Origin of the sequence: Larkinella rosea (genome assembly GCF_003858635.1) — a bacterium.
GTDB classification, from domain to species: domain Bacteria; phylum Bacteroidota; class Bacteroidia; order Cytophagales; family Spirosomataceae; genus Larkinella; species Larkinella rosea.
Genome location: NZ_RQJO01000011.1, coordinates 532,685 through 551,013, shown reverse-complemented (window position 1 = coordinate 551,013; position 18,329 = coordinate 532,685). Strand labels below are relative to the sequence as shown.

Annotated in this window: 12 protein-coding genes; 3 read left to right on the top strand and 9 right to left on the bottom strand. The window is 49.6% G+C overall.

What is annotated here, in order from left to right; genetic code table 11:
• Positions 1–21 precede the first annotated feature (21 nt).
• From EHT25_RS26105 to EHT25_RS26070, 8 genes are all read right to left on the bottom strand, one after another.
• The gene (locus EHT25_RS26105; RefSeq protein ID WP_124878137.1) at positions 22–3,237 is read right to left on the bottom strand and encodes a SusC/RagA family TonB-linked outer membrane protein; all 3,216 of its coding nucleotides are present in this window, start codon (positions 3,235–3,237) and stop codon (positions 22–24) included.
• A gap of 708 nt (positions 3,238–3,945) precedes the next feature.
• Entirely contained in the window at positions 3,946–7,035 is a 3,090-nt protein-coding gene (locus EHT25_RS33585; protein WP_124878135.1) for a leucine-rich repeat domain-containing protein, read from the bottom strand.
• 489 nt (positions 7,036–7,524) lie between these two features.
• Positions 7,525–8,052, bottom strand: coding sequence for a hypothetical protein (locus EHT25_RS26095; RefSeq protein WP_124878134.1), 528 nt, complete (start codon positions 8,050–8,052; stop codon positions 7,525–7,527).
• A 48-nt stretch (positions 8,053–8,100) separates the two neighbouring features.
• A complete protein-coding gene (locus EHT25_RS26090) occupies positions 8,101–9,060 on the bottom strand; it encodes an MBL fold metallo-hydrolase (protein WP_124878132.1) in 960 nt (319 codons plus the stop codon).
• Positions 9,061–9,107: 47 nt separating this feature from the next.
• Positions 9,108–9,953 (bottom strand): serine/threonine-protein kinase, encoded by an 846-nt coding sequence (locus tag EHT25_RS26085; RefSeq protein WP_124878130.1) that lies wholly within the window; start codon positions 9,951–9,953, stop codon positions 9,108–9,110.
• 30 nt (positions 9,954–9,983) lie between these two features.
• Complete coding sequence (locus EHT25_RS26080) at positions 9,984–11,765, bottom strand: ABC transporter ATP-binding protein (RefSeq protein WP_124878128.1); 1,782 nt, start codon at positions 11,763–11,765, stop codon at positions 9,984–9,986.
• The gene (locus tag EHT25_RS26075; protein ID WP_124878126.1) at positions 11,765–13,093 is read right to left on the bottom strand and encodes a hypothetical protein; all 1,329 of its coding nucleotides are present in this window, start codon (positions 13,091–13,093) and stop codon (positions 11,765–11,767) included. The genes EHT25_RS26080 and EHT25_RS26075 overlap by 1 nt, the downstream gene beginning before the upstream one ends.
• 355 nt (positions 13,094–13,448) lie before the next feature.
• Positions 13,449–13,772, bottom strand: coding sequence for a hypothetical protein (locus EHT25_RS26070; protein ID WP_124878124.1), 324 nt, complete (start codon positions 13,770–13,772; stop codon positions 13,449–13,451).
• A gap of 895 nt (positions 13,773–14,667) precedes the next feature.
• On the opposite strand from EHT25_RS26070, the gene EHT25_RS26065 reads away from it, so the two are divergent.
• Both EHT25_RS26065 and EHT25_RS26060 read left to right on the top strand, forming a co-directional pair.
• A complete protein-coding gene (locus EHT25_RS26065) occupies positions 14,668–15,315 on the top strand; it encodes a sugar transferase (protein ID WP_124878122.1) in 648 nt (215 codons plus the stop codon).
• Between the two features lie 122 nt (positions 15,316–15,437).
• Positions 15,438–15,794 carry a LytR/AlgR family response regulator transcription factor gene (locus tag EHT25_RS26060; protein WP_124878120.1) on the top strand — a complete coding sequence of 119 codons (357 nt, stop codon included), beginning with the start codon at positions 15,438–15,440 and terminating at the stop codon, positions 15,792–15,794.
• Between the two features lie 178 nt (positions 15,795–15,972).
• On the opposite strand, the gene EHT25_RS32805 is transcribed toward EHT25_RS26060, so the two are convergent.
• Positions 15,973–16,119 carry a hypothetical protein gene (locus EHT25_RS32805; protein WP_185731493.1) on the bottom strand — a complete coding sequence of 49 codons (147 nt, stop codon included), beginning with the start codon at positions 16,117–16,119 and terminating at the stop codon, positions 15,973–15,975.
• A gap of 62 nt (positions 16,120–16,181) precedes the next feature.
• On the opposite strand from EHT25_RS32805, the gene EHT25_RS26055 reads away from it, so the two are divergent.
• Positions 16,182–18,140, top strand: a complete 1,959-nt coding sequence (locus EHT25_RS26055; protein ID WP_124878118.1) for a heparinase II/III family protein — start codon at positions 16,182–16,184, stop codon at positions 18,138–18,140.
• Positions 18,141–18,329 lie beyond the last annotated feature (189 nt).

Sequence of the window (18,329 nt, the reverse complement as noted above, 5' to 3'; positions counted from 1 at the left end):
GGAAAACCGTCAACCAAAATTTTACAAACCAATCTGCAAACCGAACATATAGGTGGTCGGTTTGGGATAGTTGTGCCAGATCATCCCTTGTGAGAACGCGCTGTTATCATCCCCCTGGTTGGTCGGCGTAACTTCTGGATCACCCACGATCGGATCTTTCACCAGCAGGAAGAAATTCTGTACCGACAGATACGCCCGCAGACGGTTCAGTTTCAATTTATTCGTGATCAGACTCGGGAAGGTGTACCCCAGCAACAGGTTTTTACCGCGCAGGAACGATCCGTCCTTGATCCAGTGGCTGTCCACGTTCGTTACGTAACCCGCCCGCGTGTCGCGGATTTCGGCGATCATCGTATTCTGGTTCGTTGGCGTCCAGGCATTCAACACCGAAGTGTAGCTGTTGGCCAAAGCCTGACGGTCTTCGCTCGGGTGCAGGTTCATCAACATGACTTTGTTGCCGTAGGAGAACTGGGTCTCAAACGTCAAATCGAAGTTCTTGTAGCGGAAGCTGTTGGTGAAGGCACCCCAGCCTTTCGGGCTACCGTTGCCGATGATGCTCCGGTCGGCATCCGTGATGGCTTTGTCACCGTTGACATCCAGGTACTTGATGTCACCCGGCAGAATCGTCAACCCGTTCCGGTAGCTGGTGAATTTGGCGGCTTCTTCGCGCTCGGCTTCGCTCCAGACACCCACGCGGGTCAGACCCCAGAACGAACCGACCGGCTGGCCCACCCGAATCACGTTGGTCGGGTTGGTAAAGTTTGGCCCCCCAACGTTGAAAATATCCGAAGGCGTCGCCAGCGACAATACCTTGTTGCGGTTGAATGAAATGTTGAAGGTCGTGTTCCACTGAAAACCGCCCGCGTCGATGTTCACCGTATTGATGCCCAGTTCAACCCCCTTGTTCTGCATCGAACCCACGTTCCGGCGAATGGTGGCGTAACCGCTCGTACGCGGCACCGGCGCATCCAGCAGCATGTCGGTCGTCTTGCGGTAATAATAGTCCGCTTCGATGTTGATGCGACCTTTCAACAGGCCCAGTTCAACGCCCACGTCGGTCTGAGCGGTTTTTTCCCAACGTAAATCCGGGTTGGCCAACCGGCTGATCCCCGTTCCCGTTACTTTTGTATCGCCGTAAACCGTCGCATAATTGGAACTTAAAAGCGACAGGGAGGTGTACGCCGGAATTTCGGAGTTACCCGTCAAACCGAAGCTGGTCCGAACTTTCAAATTCGAGATCACTGGGTTGCCTTTCAGGAACTCTTCTTCCGATGCCCGCCAGGCCAGTGCCGTCGAAGGGAAGAAGGCAAACTTGTGGTTTTCCCCAAATTTTGAGGAGCCATCCGCCCGACCCGTCACCGTCAACAGGTATTTGTCCATCAGGCTGTAGTTGATCCGGCCGAAGTACGAGTTGAACGCAAACCGCGATGCGCCAGAACCCACACTGGGGTTAGTGGCACCGGCACCGAGGTTGTTGAACCCGAAGTAGTCCGTCGCAAAACCGCTCACACTGGCACTCTGGCTAAACACGTTCGTTTCCTGCCATGAAATCCCCAACAGGGCGTTGATGGCGTGTTTTTCGTTGATCTGCTTGTTGTAGGTCAAATAGTTTTCCAGCGACCAGAACGATTCTTTGCGGTTTGAAGTCGATGCGTTACCATTCCCGCCAATGTTCAGCGTCCGGGTCACCGATTGATTGTTTTCCTGGGTTTGAATGTTGGCTCCCAGAATGGTGCGCATTTCCAGCCCTTTGGCGAAGGTGATGTTGGAGTACATGCTCCCCAGGGTCGTTTGCGTATTCAGGATGTATTTGGTATCCATCAAACGGTGCACTGAGCTCATCGTTCCTTCCGCGTAGGGATAGTCCCGGTTGTTGGCGTAGGTTCCGTCGTCGTATTTCACCGGCAGGAACGGGAAGTCTTCCACGATCTGACGAGCGACGGCATCACCCTGATCCACAATGTTTTCCGACTGGTTGTTGTAGCTCAGCGTGCCCCCGATTTTCAACCACTTTTTGACCTGATCGTCGATCGTAAACCGGCCCGAATACCGTTTCAGATACGAGGTTTTGATCAAGCCCTGATCGTCCCGGTAACCCAATGAGATCGAGTACTGAGTCCGCTCATTACCGCCACTGAAACCCAGCTGGTGGTTTTGCGAGAGTTTGTTCTGAGTCGCTTCTTCCAGCCAGTTCGTATCGTATTTCGGGCTGCCGTCGGAGTTCCACACCCGGGGGTCGGTCCGGCGCAGTTTCGGGTTCAGGTACGCCCATTTGCCAGCGGCCCAGCCGACGGGATCGTATTTGGCCATGTTCGCCCACGCCAGATCCTCCGTTGCAACGTATTGTGCGGAATTCAATACATGCGGGCGATTGGGCCCGATCGTGTTCACGCTGAAATCAACGTTATAGGTTACCTGGCCCTGACCGGATTTGCCCTTTTTGGTCGTCACCAGCACCACGCCGTTGGCACCCCGCGCCCCGTAAATGGCCGTCGAAGAGGCATCTTTCAGAACCTCAACCGATACGATGTCGTTGGGGTTGATGTAGTCGATGGCCGAGCTAAACTGAGCCCCGTTGCCCTGGGGCAGCATCACCCCATCGACCACGTACAACGGGTTGTTCGAGGAGTTGATCGAGCTAAAACCACGTACGCGGATGGTGGTCCGGCCACCGGGGCGACCCGAGTTGGTGTTGACCTGCACACCCGGCATCCGACCCGACAGCGCCTGTTGCAGCGATGGAGCGGGCCGTTCTTTCAGTTCGGCTTCTTTGACCGTTCCGACTGCACCTGTCAAGTCACTTTTCTTGGCCGTACCATACCCGATGACGACGATCTCGTCCAGTACTTTATTGTCGGCTTTCAGGCTGACATCGATCGAGTTACGCCCCCCGACACTGACTTCCTGCGAGAGGTAGCCCACAAACGAATAGACCAGCGTAGCGCCTGATTCGGGCACTTCAATTTTGTACTCACCGTTGGCATCCGTTACGGTACCACGGGTTGTTCCCTTAATAACAATGCTGACCCCCGGCAAAGCCGAGTTGGTTTCGTCGATTACTTTCCCGGTCAGGGTACGGTCCACCAGTGCGGTGGCGAGAGCGGTTTTCGATGTTCCTGAATTAGGAGCCTTCGCAGCGAAGGCGATACTCGTGCAGACAAAAGCCAGTAGGGTTGGGAAAAGGCAAAGTTTCACCATCCTGCTAAGCTGGGCTTGCGGTAGTACGAATTTTATCATAGAGTTTTGAAGGCCGTTACAACGGCGATTGGATTTGGAAATAGAGAATTGGAAAAATGTAAAATTAAAAAATTAAAATATGGTAATTAATTTATGCCATAACACTAGATAGTATTAATGACATTTTAATGAACCTTACATTGGGAGATTTAAAATCAACAGGAATCGCGGACAGCTACGAACGGAGAAGAACAGCCAGGGTTAAACCTCCCGTTGGTATGTGGAGCCTATTGATTTATGCTGGTGAGATGGATGTAATGGCTAAGACCGGAGTCTTTGTAAAATAGTTGCATTTATTACGATTTTTTCGAGCGAGATCTTGAAAAAAGAACAGGCTAAAACGGTCTTAGTGCCATTCAATCGCCATGGATTAACTGCAAATTTTCAATGATTATCCGTAAATCGGGAATGGCTAATTTCAGTTAATTCAGAGTATTATGAAAATTTTTTAAAAATACAGTAGTACTTTTCCGATAATTTTACTTTTTCACCGGTAATTTTTTCCAACCCGGAATCAGCCTCATTTTTTTTCAAAAAAGTTTGAAAACAGCCGGAGATGGGCTGAGAAAACAGAAGAGGTTCAACTCGGAAAGGAACGCATATGACATAAAAAACCTTCCGATTGGTCGTTACGCTACGGATCGGAAGGTTTCGATTTTGGAACCGAGCAGCCAACGTTCGGGCTACTCGGTATGATAGGGCTTCCTGCTACGGTTTCAACACCTTCAGCGTCACCGACTGAGAGCCGCTCGTGGCCCGAAGCAGCAACAGTCCGGGCAACTGGCGACTAATATCCAGGGTTTGCTGCTCGATGGTTCTCATCCGTTCCACCAGCAGCTGCTGCACCAACCGGCCACTGGCATCGGTCAATTCCAGTTTCAGCGATTGGCCTTCCGCGCCCCGGATTTGCACCTCGATCTGGTCTCGTGAAACCGGATTGCCCAGCAAAATCACCTCAAGGCGATCCGGACTTTCGGCCGACAACCGGCCTGAAGGAGCGCATTTCAGGGCTATCGGTGAGCCTTTCAGGAAGTATATACTGTTCTGAACTTTGGCACTGATTTGATGGGTGACGTTGTTTTTGATCCCTGCTGGCGTTGGAAACACGTACCCGTGGTTTCCGTTGCCCTTCTGGGCATCTTTCAAATCCTGGCGATAGTTTTTCGCTTCCATGGTTCCGATGGAAATACCGTCGGAGAAAAACTCCACCATCAACGGTGTATTGGGTTTGGTGCGATCCCAGACCCAACCCCGCATTTCCTGGCAACTCACGACCGATAAATACCCTTCAAATTCACCCGTCACACTGATTGGCGGAGCTGTCGAGCCCGAAGCAACGGTCAAACTGATGCTAACCGGTGTCGTATTCGTACCGTCGCTGGCAGAGTACGTCAACACGTAGGAACCCGCCGTACCGCTGGCTGCCGTGCCACTGATCGTGCGGTTTCCGGCCGTGAAACTCAATCCGACTGGTAAACCGCTTAGGGCATACGTCAGCGATTGGTTTTCGGGATCGGTGAAAGCAGGCAAAACCGTACTGAAAGCATTTCCAATCGTGGCCGATAAAGGCGTTGTTGTTGGAGCAACAGGAAGTTGATTGAGGGCCACTGTCAACGAAATAAACACCTGGGTAGTTGCCTGCTGATTGTCCTTAGCCGAATAAGTCAACGTAAAATTGCCATACATCATCGGTGATCCGATAATGAGACGATCTTGAGCTGTAAAATTCAAACCAAGCGGCAACCCCGTCAGCGTGTACACTAGTGTGCTATTTTCGGGATCGGAAAAAGCCGGTAAGTTCAACCAAAAAAGCTGACCGATGGTTGCCGATAGCGGACTGGTTACGGGCGCAACCGGCGGCAGATTGACCGGCCCTCCGCTGCCCTGACAGGTCAATGCTTTAGGCGGATTTTTCAGCTGAAAATTGCTTCCCGCTACCCGGGCCGTGAGTTGATGCGGCCGCCCATCTTTCAAACTGGCCGGGATCGGGAAGCTGAAGGCGTGTTTTCCGTTTCCTTTGCCCGCGTTGAGCAAGTCCTGCCGAAAATCACCCGCCGGAATCGTGGCAATGACGTTGGCTCCATCCAGAATATCGACGGTAATAACGGTATTGACTTTATCGCGATCCCAGGCCCAGCCCCGGAACGTTTCACAGTCGATGCCGTACACAAAACCGTCGAAATTTCCGGCAGTTGAACCTGCACTGATCACCACCGAAGCGGTTCCGGACGGACTCACGCAACTGCCAACGGTGCAGGTGGCCGAGTAAGCAAACGTACCGACGGCAGCAGTAGGAACCGGAATCGTTGCGCCAGTGCCTTTCGTATTGTTCGGCCCCGCCCAGTTGACCGTTCCGCCCTCACAGCCGGAGACGGTTATTGAAACCGAAGGGGTGTTTTGTAAAACCGGCTGTGAAACACCGGCTGACAACGCCAGCGTGGGAGCTGACATGGTATTGCTGCCTGGCTCATTGTTGCAAAATGCTGTGAAGTTGCCACCACCGGGCAGGCCGGGGTTGTCAGTAAAGTCGATTGTTTGGCCACATAGCGCTTTTAAAGTAACAGGAAAGCAGCCACTTAAGCGGTTTCCCCTTAAATTTATGTATTTAACCTTCGTCAAATTTCCCAAACTGGCCGGAATAGCACCCGTAAATTGGTTGTGATCCAAAGCGAGCGTTTCCAACTTTTCCAAGGTTCCTAACGTAGATGGAATCGTTCCACTGAATTGATTGTAATTCAAACTAATGCTTTGCAGATTTTTCAGATTTAACAATAATGCAGGAAAGTCGCCACTAAACTGGTTTTGTCCAGCATATAGCCGACTTAATTTGGTCAGGTTTTTGAAATTATCGGGGAGCGTTCCAGTCAGTTTGTTACGATTTAAAGCTAGATGCTCAAGAGATGCCATATTTCCCAAGCTACCGGGGAGCGGTCCACTTAATTCGTTATAGTCCAGCGTGAGATACCAAACCTTGATTAGCTTTCCGAAGCTGTCCGGTATTTCTCCACTTAATTTGTTGGTACTTAAACTTAAAAAAGTCAGATTGACAAGATTTCCCAGGCTACTGGGAAGAGTGCCTTCCAACTGGTTTTCGTATAAAGATAGCGATACGAGGTTAGTCAAATTCCCGAAGCTGTCCGGTATTTCTCCACTCAATGCATTGTTACCCAGACTAATTCCTTGCAGCTTGGTTAGATTGCCCAAACTAGTGGGAATAGTGCCCGTTAAGTTGTTATTATAACTATAGAAGTTTACCAGATTGGTCAAGTTCCCAAAACTGCTGGGAATTGGCCCACTCAATTCATTATCGTTCAGCGCAATGTTACTTAGATTGATTAGATTGCCTAAACTCGCGGGTAGACTTCCACTTAATTTGTTATTATCTAGAAAAAGATAAACCAACTTAATCAAGTTACCCAAATTGCCCGGTATTTCTCCACTCAATGTATTGTTATATAAAGAAAGCAAGCGCAGATTAGCCAGATCGCCTATAGTGCCTGGAATTGAACCGATTAAATTGTTATTCTCAAGATTGATGTCAGTAACCCGGTTTTCTTTACAGCTTATTCCATACCACCCACACGGATTATCCGTCGTCAGCCAGTTGGTAGATTTGGTCCAGCCTGGACCATTAGTCGAATTATAAAGATCGGCCAGAGGTGCATAATCAGGATGTGGATCGGCACTAGAAGCCTGCACAGAAGCCGAAGCCAGTAGAACGAAGTTAATTACCAGATAAAAAAATGAATGTCTGGCGACGATGAGCCAGTTTGGTGCATTTTTGTAAAAATGATGCATAAGAGGGTGAAATAGGTTAAAAATAAGTGTACTAGAAAGCGGTTTTCCAGCGTTGAGTAGCAGGTTTTAAATTACATGAGGATACAATGCAAGTGGAAGACACACGCTTCCTACTAACTTTCCGGCTTCGGAATGAAAATGCAAATACGATTTTAGGAAAAGAGAAAGACGTCAACTGAGGTAACGACCAATCCTACTGTACCATTGATGAATGAAGCGCGGATTAATTGCGGGCAATCCGTGTAAATACCGGCCTTTTAAAGGCGGAATAAAACCGGGTAGAGCTAAAAACATGGGGTCAGAGAAACAATAGAAAGGCAGGATTTACATCTCGAATAATGATACAATATACACATTTTAATGCAATCCGGCAAGCCAATACTCCTTAAAAAGTAGCTGAAATAAGAAATAAATAGCATCATTTAGTAGTACAAAACCTATCAACTGCTATCTCTATACGTAGCTATCTTTTGCCAAATTCGTACTCGTTTATTTCTTCACCAACGATAAAATAAACAGCACCAGCCCGCCAATAAACAAAATCGCCGAAAACAAGATGGCGAAAATCAGCAGGAAACCTTTCGAGCCGGTTTTGGGCATCACCAGAAGTTTATCCTTTTCTTTAAACCGGTCGATAGCGGGATTGGTCATCCGGAAATTTCCGGGTTGATCGATCGTAAATTCGGCGATGGGGACCACCCGGTTGCCCGCCATGTCTTTCCGCTGCGACAACAGGTTGACAAAGGCCTGCACCGGAACAGGTTTCCCGGCGGATAAATCGGACAACTGAAGCGGAATATGGGTCGGAATAATGCCGGTAATTGACGGTCGCTTAACCGCAATTTCGTAAGCGCCGGGCTCGTTTAACGAAAAGTCAAAAACCGGTAATTGGGCCGCCCATTCAATTTTGATTTTTGTGTCATACACCGCAATCATTTTCCCGATACTTTTGATAAGCAGGACAGCGCCCGCAATTGCTAGAACAGCAAATAAAAAGGTCGACCAGAGGGGAAACATGACGATGATTACGGTGATTGAAATGATAAAAATGATACCGGTCTTTCGCTAAAAACTGAGCGGTTTGCCCTGTTCGGGAAAGATCAGTTTTACGTTCAGCGCATTCGCTTCCTGAAGCTGTTTCTTGATGGTTGCTTCGTTGGAACCCGCCGGTTTGATGTGCGTGATCACCAACGGAAAACCGCTCAAGGCATTCGCGCCGGTTAATTTACCCAAAGCAGTCAATTCGTGCATGAGCCAGTTGGGCGTCAGGTGACCGTAAAGCTGGTTATCCGGCTGCTCGTTTGGGTACGACACTTCGATGAAAATGGCCTTGAGGGATTTTGACAGTATCAACGGCTGAATAGCCTGCCAGAGCTGCGATAGATTTCTAGACTTTTCGATCAGATCCGGGCCGGTATCACCCAGGTACAGCATATAATTCGGCCCATTTTTGATCAGAAAAGCCGCACTTTGGTACGCCATGCCGTGACTCAGCGGAAACATCCGGACACTCATGCCGGTCGATTCGATGGGCGTTTCGGTGTTCGGTGCCAAAACCGTATAGCGGTATTTGCTCAGCGCCGGGGCGTCGCCTTCGTTGGCGAGGTTGGGCCAGCTTTTCCAGTTGAAGTAATTGTTTTTGAGCACGTCGATGCAGGCCGACATGCCGTAAATCGGCTTTTTAGCGTCTTCCGTCGAATTAATAATCAAACCGGACAGATGATCGAGGTGGGCGTGGCTAATCAGGTAAGCTTTGATGTAGTCCTTCAAAACGGTTTCGGAACCAACTTTAAACGTCTGATTCTGAACAGCTTTTTCAATTCCGGCATGAATCGTTCCGGCATCGAGACAGATGAAGTCATTCGTTCCCTGCGGAGCCAGCAGATACGCCGACAGGTTACTTTCGTCGATACCGCCTTTCACCCCCAGCGGAACCACCTGGAACGAGGTCGTAGGCGGTTTTTGGGCCAGCGTGACAAATCCAATTGGCAGGAAAAATAGCAGGAACAGCGATCGGTGGAACATGCAGCAGGGAATTACACCGCTAAAACTACCGATTTCCTGGCACCAATTCAAGGTTTCACCCGATCCCACCATTTCCGCATCTGCCCGACCCAATCCGGCGAGTCCAGCAGATGCGGATGGCGCAGGGCTTCCACCACTTGTCGGGCCGTAAACCGGCGATCGGGCGAAACCGTCAATAGCTTATCAATCAGCCGTTCGCTGGCTTTCGAGAGCCTGGGATTCAGTTTTTGGGGGGCCACATAATCCGCTTTCTGAATCCGGCGACTGATTTCGCTCAGCGTACTTCCACCAAAGGGAGATTGCCCCGTCAGCATTTCGTACAACAAAACGCCCAGCGCCCAGCAATCGGAAGCCGAACTGCTTTGTCCGGAAAACTGCTCGGGCGCCATCGACCCCGTCGTTCCGATGACGTAACCCTCATGCGTCAGTTTGGGTGAATTGGCAAACCGGGCCAGTCCAAAATCCAGCAGTTTCGCTTTTCCCTGTCGGGCAATTTTGACGTTTCCCGCTTTCAAATCGCGGTGAACGATGCCCCGGTTGTGCAGATAATCCATCGCCGACGCAATCTGCGCCAGTAAATTCCAGGCCACTTCTTCCGATAACGGGCCGCTTTTTTTGATATACTGCTCGATGGTTGGCCCCTCGATGTATTCCAGCACCAGACACGAGAGGTTGTTTTCCACGAAAAACTCGTACACCAGCGCGATGTGCGGATGCCGGAGCGACGCCTGAACGGCGGCTTCGTTCCGAAACCGCTCGGCCTGCTCCACCCGGCTCAGCATTTTGATGGCAACCGTTCGTTGCGTCGCAGTGTGGTAGGCCTGATACACCTCTCCCATCCCGCCCGACCCGACCCATTGGGTCAGCGTATATCCTCGTATCGGCTGATTCATTGTGGTAATAAATTGAAAATAAGTCGTTTACTAACCCAAAACCGTGGCCGCCAGTCGCGTCAGGTTCATCGACCGGGCATTCGAGTCGATGATGTCACGGTACAAACCGCCTTTGCGGTAGAGCGATTCGTGCGTTCCTTCGCCGATTACTTCCCCTTCCTGAAAAACGTAAATCTGGTCGGCGTCCATGATCTGGCTGATGTTGTGCGAAATGATCAACACCGTGCGGTTTTTCTTGATCGCGTCGAGGCTGTCCTTGATTTGCTCGGTCGTAATGGCGTCCAGACTGGCGGTCGGTTCGTCGAGCAGCAAAACCGGCGGGTTTTTCAGGAAAAGCCGGGCGATGGCGATCCGCTGCTGCTGACCACCTGACAACGCCCGGGCTTCGGTCTGGTACCCATTCGGCAACTGCAATACCTGTTCGTGCAAACTGGCCCGGCGGGCGGCCTCCACAACGTCCTCAAACGGAGCATCGAGTTTGCCGTACCGAATATTTTCTTCAATGGTTCCGGCAAAAATGTGGTTTTTCTGAAGAACCAGCCCCACATTTTCCCGAACAAACTCACTGTCGTAGTCCGAGAGCGGCTGCCCATCGAGCAAGACACTGCCCTTTGTCGGATCGTAAAAACCGGCCAGCAGATTCAGCGCCGAGCTTTTCCCGGCTCCCGACAGCCCCACCAAGGCCGTGACTTTGCCCGGTTTCAGTTCAAGGTTGATATGCTTAAGTGCCTGTTTGCCATTCGGATACACAAAATCCACCTGTTGGAGCGCAAAATGACCCTGCCAGGTAGCGGTTTTCAGCGAACCGCGCTGGAGCAGATACGTATTGTTCTCGATCATGTCGAAAAACCCTTCGGCGTAGACCAGCGCTTCGGTGTATTCGTCGTAGATGCGGTGCAGATGCCGAACCGGCGCCGACACGTTGTTGAACAACATGATGTGAAGTAAAATGGCGCCCACGCTCATCTGCCGGTTCAGTACAAAATAGATCGTGACGACAAAAACCAGCACAATGCCCAACTGCTCGGCAACACTCTTCAGGCCGTCGAACAAATAATTGGTGCGGTGGTGGCGGATTTCGTTTTCGGCCAGACGATGGTTGAAATCATGCTGGCGGCCCTGCTCGTAGCCCTCCCGAACGAAGGATTTTACCACAAAAATTGACTCCAGCAAACCGAACAACGCATTGGCTTTGTTTTCCCGGATTTCCTGAATATTTCGGCGAATCTGCTTCTGACGGTGGGTTTGCTCGCGGCTGATGTACGCATAAACCGGCAACACCAGTGTGGCCACGACTCCCACGCCGACGTTCTTGTTATAAATCAGAACCAGCGCAAAGGCGGCATTGGCCAGCATCGGAACAATGTCCACAAACAGGTTTTTGACGGTTTTTGTCAGGCTATCGATGCCTTTGTCGATGCGTTTTTCGAGCTTCCCGGTCTGGTTCTGACCCAGCGCAAAAAACGACAGGTGGTACGAAACAATCCGCTGGATCGTGTAATCGTAGAGGTCAGCGGCCATGCGAAACCGGATGCGGTCGCTCAGGAATTTCTGCCCCAGTTGAACCAGCAGACTCAGTAGTTCTTTTGACAGCAAAATAGCTACCAGCGTGCCAACGACCCAGCTTACGTCCTGTTTATCAATCGGTTTCTTCAACAAATTCTGCACGGTATTGACCGTATGTTCCATCACCAGGGGCGTCACCTGGGCGAGCAGCGCCCCGATGGTCGTTAGCAGGAGCGCCAGTACGAGACTACCCCGGTACGTTCGAACGAACGGCCACAATTTTCGGATCAAAACGAAGGTATTCATCAGATCATCTGGCGGATAAATTCCTGGGTATTCAGTTTGCCGTCGGTTTGGTAATCGTAGAAAAGCTCGGTCATCGACGCAACGATGTGCGGATCTTCGGTTAAAAATGCCGTCAATTTGGTCGCCCGGCCGCTCGTGCTCGAACCACTGCCGAGAATACAGACGCAAAGGCCGCGGTAAATACCCGGTTTGTTTTCGCGGGGTGCACTGATGAAAAGCTGAATGGGCAGCGTCTTGTTAGCCTTCGTTATCCGGATACCCAGTTCCTGCATTTCCCGAATGGCCTGCGTATGTTCGGTATATAACTGATTCACCAGCAAAGCTTTCGGATCAGTCGGCTCGGTGGCCGACGACGGAATTAAAAACCGGTTGTGGTGCGGAACGCTGTCGGTCTGGCTCAGCAGCACGTTACTGCCGGGTCGATAGGTTTCCACAGAAACGTGTTCGTTGATGACTTTGCCGAGGTATTTCAGGAAAGCGTGGCTGGCCCCTTCATTCTGGTCGTTGAGCGTCACAAACTCGACGTGGGCGTCGCTGCCCATATTCTGCAAATAAATGGCGGCTCCTTTCAGCTTATTTTCCACATCCGTGCAGTCGCGCTGCAATCCTTCGGCTTTGCGGGCGTAATCGAACTGGGTGGCATTCCGGAGTTCGTGCGGTTTCAGGTCGGCGTGTTTGGCGACGTAATCCATCCGGAACGGCGCAATGCCTTCCACGCGGGCCGTGTTGGATAGTACCAGCAAATCGTTGCCCTGCGTCTGCGCCGACTCCACCACCCGGCCAATGCCTTTCAGCACCTCGTCGGAGCCTTCCATCAGCAACACTTTTTCGTTGACTTTGCCGCTCACGTCGATCATCAGCGTGTTGAGCGACTGCGTGGCCTGCACCAGCAGATTGGTCTGGGTTTTAATGTGGTCCATTTCCTGCTGATTCAGTCGTTCTTTCAGCCGGTTTGCTTTTTCGGTCGTAACGGTCACATACAAACCGATGAAAATCCCGACGATCCCGCCCAGCAAACCGGCAATATCGAGTTCGCGAATGTATTTATCGATGCCGGGATTGAAGTAGGCCCGAGCGTCCGTCCACTTTCCGGTTGCCGGATCAATCTGGAAATCAGACAAATAATGCGTTGTATCGTGGAAAACGTAATACCATTTCAGCCCCAGCGAAATGAGCAGCGCCAGAAAAGGAATCATGAAAAACGCCGTGAACAACAGCGGGTGATTCCGGATAATGTCGTAGAGAACCGCGAAAAATCCGTCGTTTTTGGGATCGGACTCGGTCGTACGAATCGGTTGGGAGGCAGAAGTAGACGATACAGCTTGCATGTGGGCCTTTGTTTGAATGATTACCTGACAAAGGTCTCGCTTCATGGCCCCGCGTTCAATCCGCAAAGACCTACATTTTGGGTACAGGAAAACCTATAGTTTCGCCGTATAGGTTTGATAGTGAATGAAAAGGAAGGATTTAGTGGCGGAAAATGCGGGGCCGCACGATGGCCATGCTACGGAAAACCGGTCCACTTGGGTGGATTAATCCCCAAACTAAAACCGGGTACCGAAATCCAGAAAGGATGGATGAGGTAAAAAAGAAAACCGTTCGGGATGCGAACGGTTTTTATCTATAGTCTTGGACGAAACTGCCTAACGTCAGTCACGGATAGATGGGCGAAACAGCATACGTTTACCGGCTACCAAATACAACGCCCAGATTACCCATTTTTTTGAAGAGCTTTGCAAAGAATTCCTGAAGCGGACCAAACATCAATTCGGTCCAGCTTACTGAAGACTGACTGTCTTTGCCCAGTACGGTTTTGAGGGTATTGTTCCGGCGTTTGAAATAGACCAGATAATCGTCGTGCACCCGAACAATGGACAACGTATCATTCTTACTCACCTGATTGGTCGTAATCAAGGCGGCCAAATAAGCGCGGGCATCCTCTTCAGTATCAGTATACGTCAGGTTCGTGCTGTTGCCATCGTAATGCACAACGATAAAGTCTTTCATGAGTCGATACGGCGTCTAAAATCGTTGTGCAATATTACATATTACTAAGTATTTGTACGCATTATTTTTTGATAAATTTTACCACTTATTAATAAATTGTTATTAAAAGGTCATTAAAGCCAAACAATGGTTACACCCTGTAATGCATCAGCCGGCTCCAGAGTTAGCTGGAACACTTCCGATAGCTCCCGCTTTGGATTTTTCTTACTAATTCTTCATCTAATTGTCTGTTAATTACCGTAATAATCCTGATCGATATAAGTATCTCCCAGTAAACGGTTAGCCGGTCTTCCATCCCGACACATTACAAAAGCCATCATTTTTGCGAATTATGGGGTAAAACCGCCCTGAAAATGATAGAAATCAGGTAAAGATTGAGCCCGGTTGTAAAATCTAAACTTCTCTTTTATACCTACTCAAATTCTGAACCCAGCATAAGTAGATACACTTGATGTCTGACAATAAGTAATTTATGCATGCTCTTTATGTGTTGCGTTTTTAGCACCTTCCGACAGGTGTCTGAGGTTCCGCACAGGAGGTTGTCTTATTGGGAAATCCTGAAAAACCACTAAATCACTTTCAGTCCGACAAATTGCCCAGGGAGTAAATAAGAATTATTATTGTCTGATAAATAGAAGATATTTTTTGCTCTTGACCCTTCCATTTTACTCTGTTTCCTCAAAAAAGAGCCATTTTTTAATCAATAATGGCAATTTATAGTCCTAAACTCAATCGACATAGTATACCTTTTACAATAAAATCTCTCAAAAGGCTTTATTGTACTGTTGGTTAAATAGCCTGTAAGGATCTAGTTTTAAAATAATGGATTCTGATTTTAGTACAATCGCTAAAATCAGGTCCCAGTATGAATTGACATTTTTACAACTCAACGTTTATGATAAGTCTTGAATCGAGGGTCTATCCCTTACCCTCCCATGCCCGGCCCTCCCGAAAGGAAGCTCAGACGGTTTATACACTGGCAGGAAAACGCTTTTTTGACCTGCTCGTAACCTCACTGGTCACCACGTTGGTTTTGGTTTGGTTAGCCCCACTGATTGCTTTGGCCATTGTCCTGACCTCGCAGGGGCCGGTATTTGTGGTGCAGCTCCGAACGGGTCGAAACGGTCGTCCGTTCCGGCATCTCAAATTTCGCACCACAGCCCCCCTTTTTCAGAACGGCTTCGCCAAACACGAACCCGAAGTAACGGCTATCGGCCGGTTTTTGCGCTCAACCCACCTGGATGAGATACCCAATTTTTTCAATGTGCTGGCCGGGGATATGAGCATTGTCGGCCCACGTCCGCATACGCTTCAGTATGATGCGCAACACTGGACATTGCCCGGTTACCGGGACCGGCATACCGTACGACCGGGAATTACCGGACTCGTTCAAACCCGCATTTATCAGAAAGAAATTTCGGGATTGATTCAAATGCCACATTCGTTTCGCTACGACAGGTGGTACGTCCGCCGGTGCTCTTTACTCCTTGATTTTAAAATATGCTGGTGGGCAATTTCAGGCCGTTTCAAAGCCGCAGGCTAATACATGAGCGGTTACATTATCAATTAACAGACAATAATGTAACTATTAAAATTAAATTAGTAACACAATGGCATAGAGTTTGCTCGCGTTTATGAAAGCTAAGCACTCATCGTTACTTGTTTATGAATACAGCCCGTACCAGCATTAAAGTCAGAGACCGCAGAGGAAGAGCGATCACCATCCCTTCGAAGCAAATCCTCTTTTTTGAAGGCTGGAGCAATTATAGTCGTATTTTTCTTAACAAACAGAACGGTTTCGTGTCCAGTTATACCTTGAAGGAGCAGCAGGAATACCACCCTTCTTTCTGGCGAATTTCGCGCTCACACCTGGTAAATCCGGAACATATCATTCAAATGGATTTGCATGATATGCACAATAGCTGGATCGAATTATCAGACGAAACTAGATTACCGGTCAGCCGCCGGAGGGTAAAATCAATCGTTACCCTGGCCAAATATTTCAGTTTGGTGTTCTCGTAAATATCGATGTTGATTCTTTTTGAATGTTATAGCAAGCCCTTTTAATTAACAGTCAAAGTATCCCTATTTAATTTACTCAACGTTAACAATGAAAAACATGCACGGCCTGGTGACTCGTCGTTTCGCTGGCGAACCCGTTCTTCCAGAAACGATCACCAGGCCCGTTGCAGATTGCCTTTCAAAACCGCTGTGCCTGTCGAACGCTGCCGCAGAACGAATGTTCGCTTGACTGACCCGGTTTTTGCCCATCCGTACTTGTCCCACTATCCGGTTGCCTGATGTCATTTTCCGTGGGATTTCGGGGGTATCCAACGAATGGAAGCATGCGAAAACAGGTTGACAAATTCCTTCTAATTGTCTGTTTATTATTCAACGTGCAATGCAAATATGCTGAATCAGTACCACTGGTTTTACTACCGGCTACGATCCTTATCGACGGCGGAAGTTATCTTCCGGCTACGGCAGTATTTCCAGAAACAGGCGGACAAACAACAGGTTGGCTGGAAAGCCTCCGTTCAGCTTCCAACGTGGCCGGACAGCATTCTATTCATTCAACCGGAGCGTTTTCCGGCGGTAACGTTTTTCCACGAACACAAAATTTTTGAACACTCACTCGATTACAATTATCCGATTGACTGGCATCTCGACATCGGTACCAATAAACGTTTTCCGCTGACTTACGCCAGGGATATCAACCTCCGGAATCCGGCGTATGGCAACGAAAAATATGTCTGGGAAGTCAACCGGTTTCCTTTTCTACCGGCCCTGGCGCTGCGTTACCGACTCACGCCCGATCCGCGCGAACTGAGTCGGCTGGTCGCCATTATTTCGTCCTGGGGAAAAGCAAATCCGTATTTGCTCGGTATCAACTGGTATAACAACCTGGAAGTGAACGTTCGACTGATTAACTGGTTTGTCTGCTGGAATATTCTGGATGCGACCGCGCTGGCGAAGACCGATCCGGTTTTTCAACGTTTTGCCGAATCGACCTGGCTCCCGATTATTTACCAGCATTGCGTTTATAGTCGAACGAATTTGCCTTATCCGTCGGCAGCCAACCACCAGCTCATTGCCAGCTATGCCGGGCTGTTTCTGGCCAGTGCGTTCTGGAATTTTCCGGAATCGGCTACCTGGAATGCCTTTGCCAAAACCGGTCTTGAGCAGGAAATGCAGCGCCAGCACAGCCCCAACGGGGTCAACCGCGAAGAAGCCGCCGACTACATTCAGTTCACGGCCGATCTGTTTCTGTTGACGTACATTACCGGTTTACGAACGAACAATCCGTTTTCGGCGCTGTACGCCAATCAGTTGGAAAATATCTTCTCGTATATCTTTCATTTGCTGGACGAACACGGGAATGTTCCCAATTACGGCGACGAAGGGGGCGGGCGCTTATGGGGTGTTGACGACCCAACGTCGTTCAGTAACTTTCGGTCGCTGCTTACCTCGGCGGCCGTCCTGTTCAGTGATCCGGCTTCCAAGCAGCGGTCCAACGGATTTGACCTCAAAAACCGCCTGCTCTTCGGCGATGAAGGGTTGCGCAAGTTCAATGCCATTTCGGGGCAGGAAACGGCCTTAAACAGCCAGTTTTACCGCTCAGAAGGTCATTATATTCTGCGGAAACAGGAAGCCGACCGGAGCGAAATTTACATTCACTTCAATGCGGCTCCGCTGGGTTTCCCGGTGGCAGCGGCCCACGGTCACGCCGATGCACTGTCGTTTACGATGCAGGTCGATGGCCAGCCTTTTTTTGTGGATTCGGGGACGTATGTCCAGCGGGGCAATTCGGACTGGCGCCGGTATTTTGTCAGCACCCGAGCCCACAATACGGTTTGTATCGATTACCAGAATCAGGCGTTTCAGGACGATCAGTTACGGTGGTTACACCCGTATGCGGTTAGTGTGCTGAAAGCCGAAACCAGCGATAATTGCGACGAAATCATTGCCACTCACAACGGGTATGACTGGTTCGGCTGTTTGCATCAGCGCCGGATTGAGTTCGACAAGTTAAAAAAACGGCTGCTCATCGAGGACCAGATTGAGAACCGACGAGCGGGCAGTCACGTTGTTGAAGTTCTTTTTCACGTTCACCCGACCGTGCGGTTTCGGGCAAAGGGCAAAAATCATTTTGTGCTGTCACACCCGCACACCAAGCGGCTGGTGACGCTGCACATTGATCCGGCCCTCCAGGTAGAAGTTGTAAATGGGCAGATGCAGCCCAATCTGCTGGGCTGGTATTCGCCGGAACTATATCAGAAACAGGCCACCTGCGTTTTCAGGGCGTATCTGACACTCGGGAGCGAAAGGCGGGTCGAATTGCAGCATCAGATTGTGGTACAATCCTGAGCTGTTCAGGTTAAAAACCGTACTCCTATCGGGCAGAAATTGAAGATAGTAACATGGATAGAGTATTTAGAAAAAAACCAGTCAATTGACTGGTTTTTTCTTTTATAACCTGATATTCTCACTATTTAAGGTACCTATTTATGACTCAGTTGCCGTAGATCAGCTTAAATCCTTTGGTAAACATCTGGC

Excerpts from the sequence above, each read along its gene's own strand:
- EHT25_RS26075 (WP_124878126.1), bottom strand. The coding sequence starts at position 13,093 with ATGCAAGCTGTATCGTCTACTTCTGCCTCCCAACCGATTCGTACGACC.
- EHT25_RS26055 (WP_124878118.1), top strand. The coding sequence starts at position 16,182 with ATGCTGAATCAGTACCACTGGTTTTACTACCGGCTACGATCCTTATCG.
- EHT25_RS33585 (WP_124878135.1), bottom strand. The coding sequence starts at position 7,035 with ATGCATCATTTTTACAAAAATGCACCAAACTGGCTCATCGTCGCCAGA.
- EHT25_RS32805 (WP_185731493.1), bottom strand. The coding sequence starts at position 16,119 with ATGCTTCCATTCGTTGGATACCCCCGAAATCCCACGGAAAATGACATC.
- EHT25_RS26095 (WP_124878134.1), bottom strand. The coding sequence starts at position 8,052 with ATGTTTCCCCTCTGGTCGACCTTTTTATTTGCTGTTCTAGCAATTGCG.
- EHT25_RS26065 (WP_124878122.1), top strand. The coding sequence starts at position 14,668 with ATGATAAGTCTTGAATCGAGGGTCTATCCCTTACCCTCCCATGCCCGG.
- EHT25_RS26060 (WP_124878120.1), top strand. The coding sequence starts at position 15,438 with ATGAATACAGCCCGTACCAGCATTAAAGTCAGAGACCGCAGAGGAAGA.
- EHT25_RS26090 (WP_124878132.1), bottom strand. The coding sequence starts at position 9,060 with ATGTTCCACCGATCGCTGTTCCTGCTATTTTTCCTGCCAATTGGATTT.
- EHT25_RS26080 (WP_124878128.1), bottom strand. The coding sequence starts at position 11,765 with ATGAATACCTTCGTTTTGATCCGAAAATTGTGGCCGTTCGTTCGAACG.
- EHT25_RS26085 (WP_124878130.1), bottom strand. The coding sequence starts at position 9,953 with ATGAATCAGCCGATACGAGGATATACGCTGACCCAATGGGTCGGGTCG.
- EHT25_RS26105 (WP_124878137.1), bottom strand. The coding sequence starts at position 3,237 with ATGATAAAATTCGTACTACCGCAAGCCCAGCTTAGCAGGATGGTGAAA.
- EHT25_RS26070 (WP_124878124.1), bottom strand. The coding sequence starts at position 13,772 with ATGAAAGACTTTATCGTTGTGCATTACGATGGCAACAGCACGAACCTG.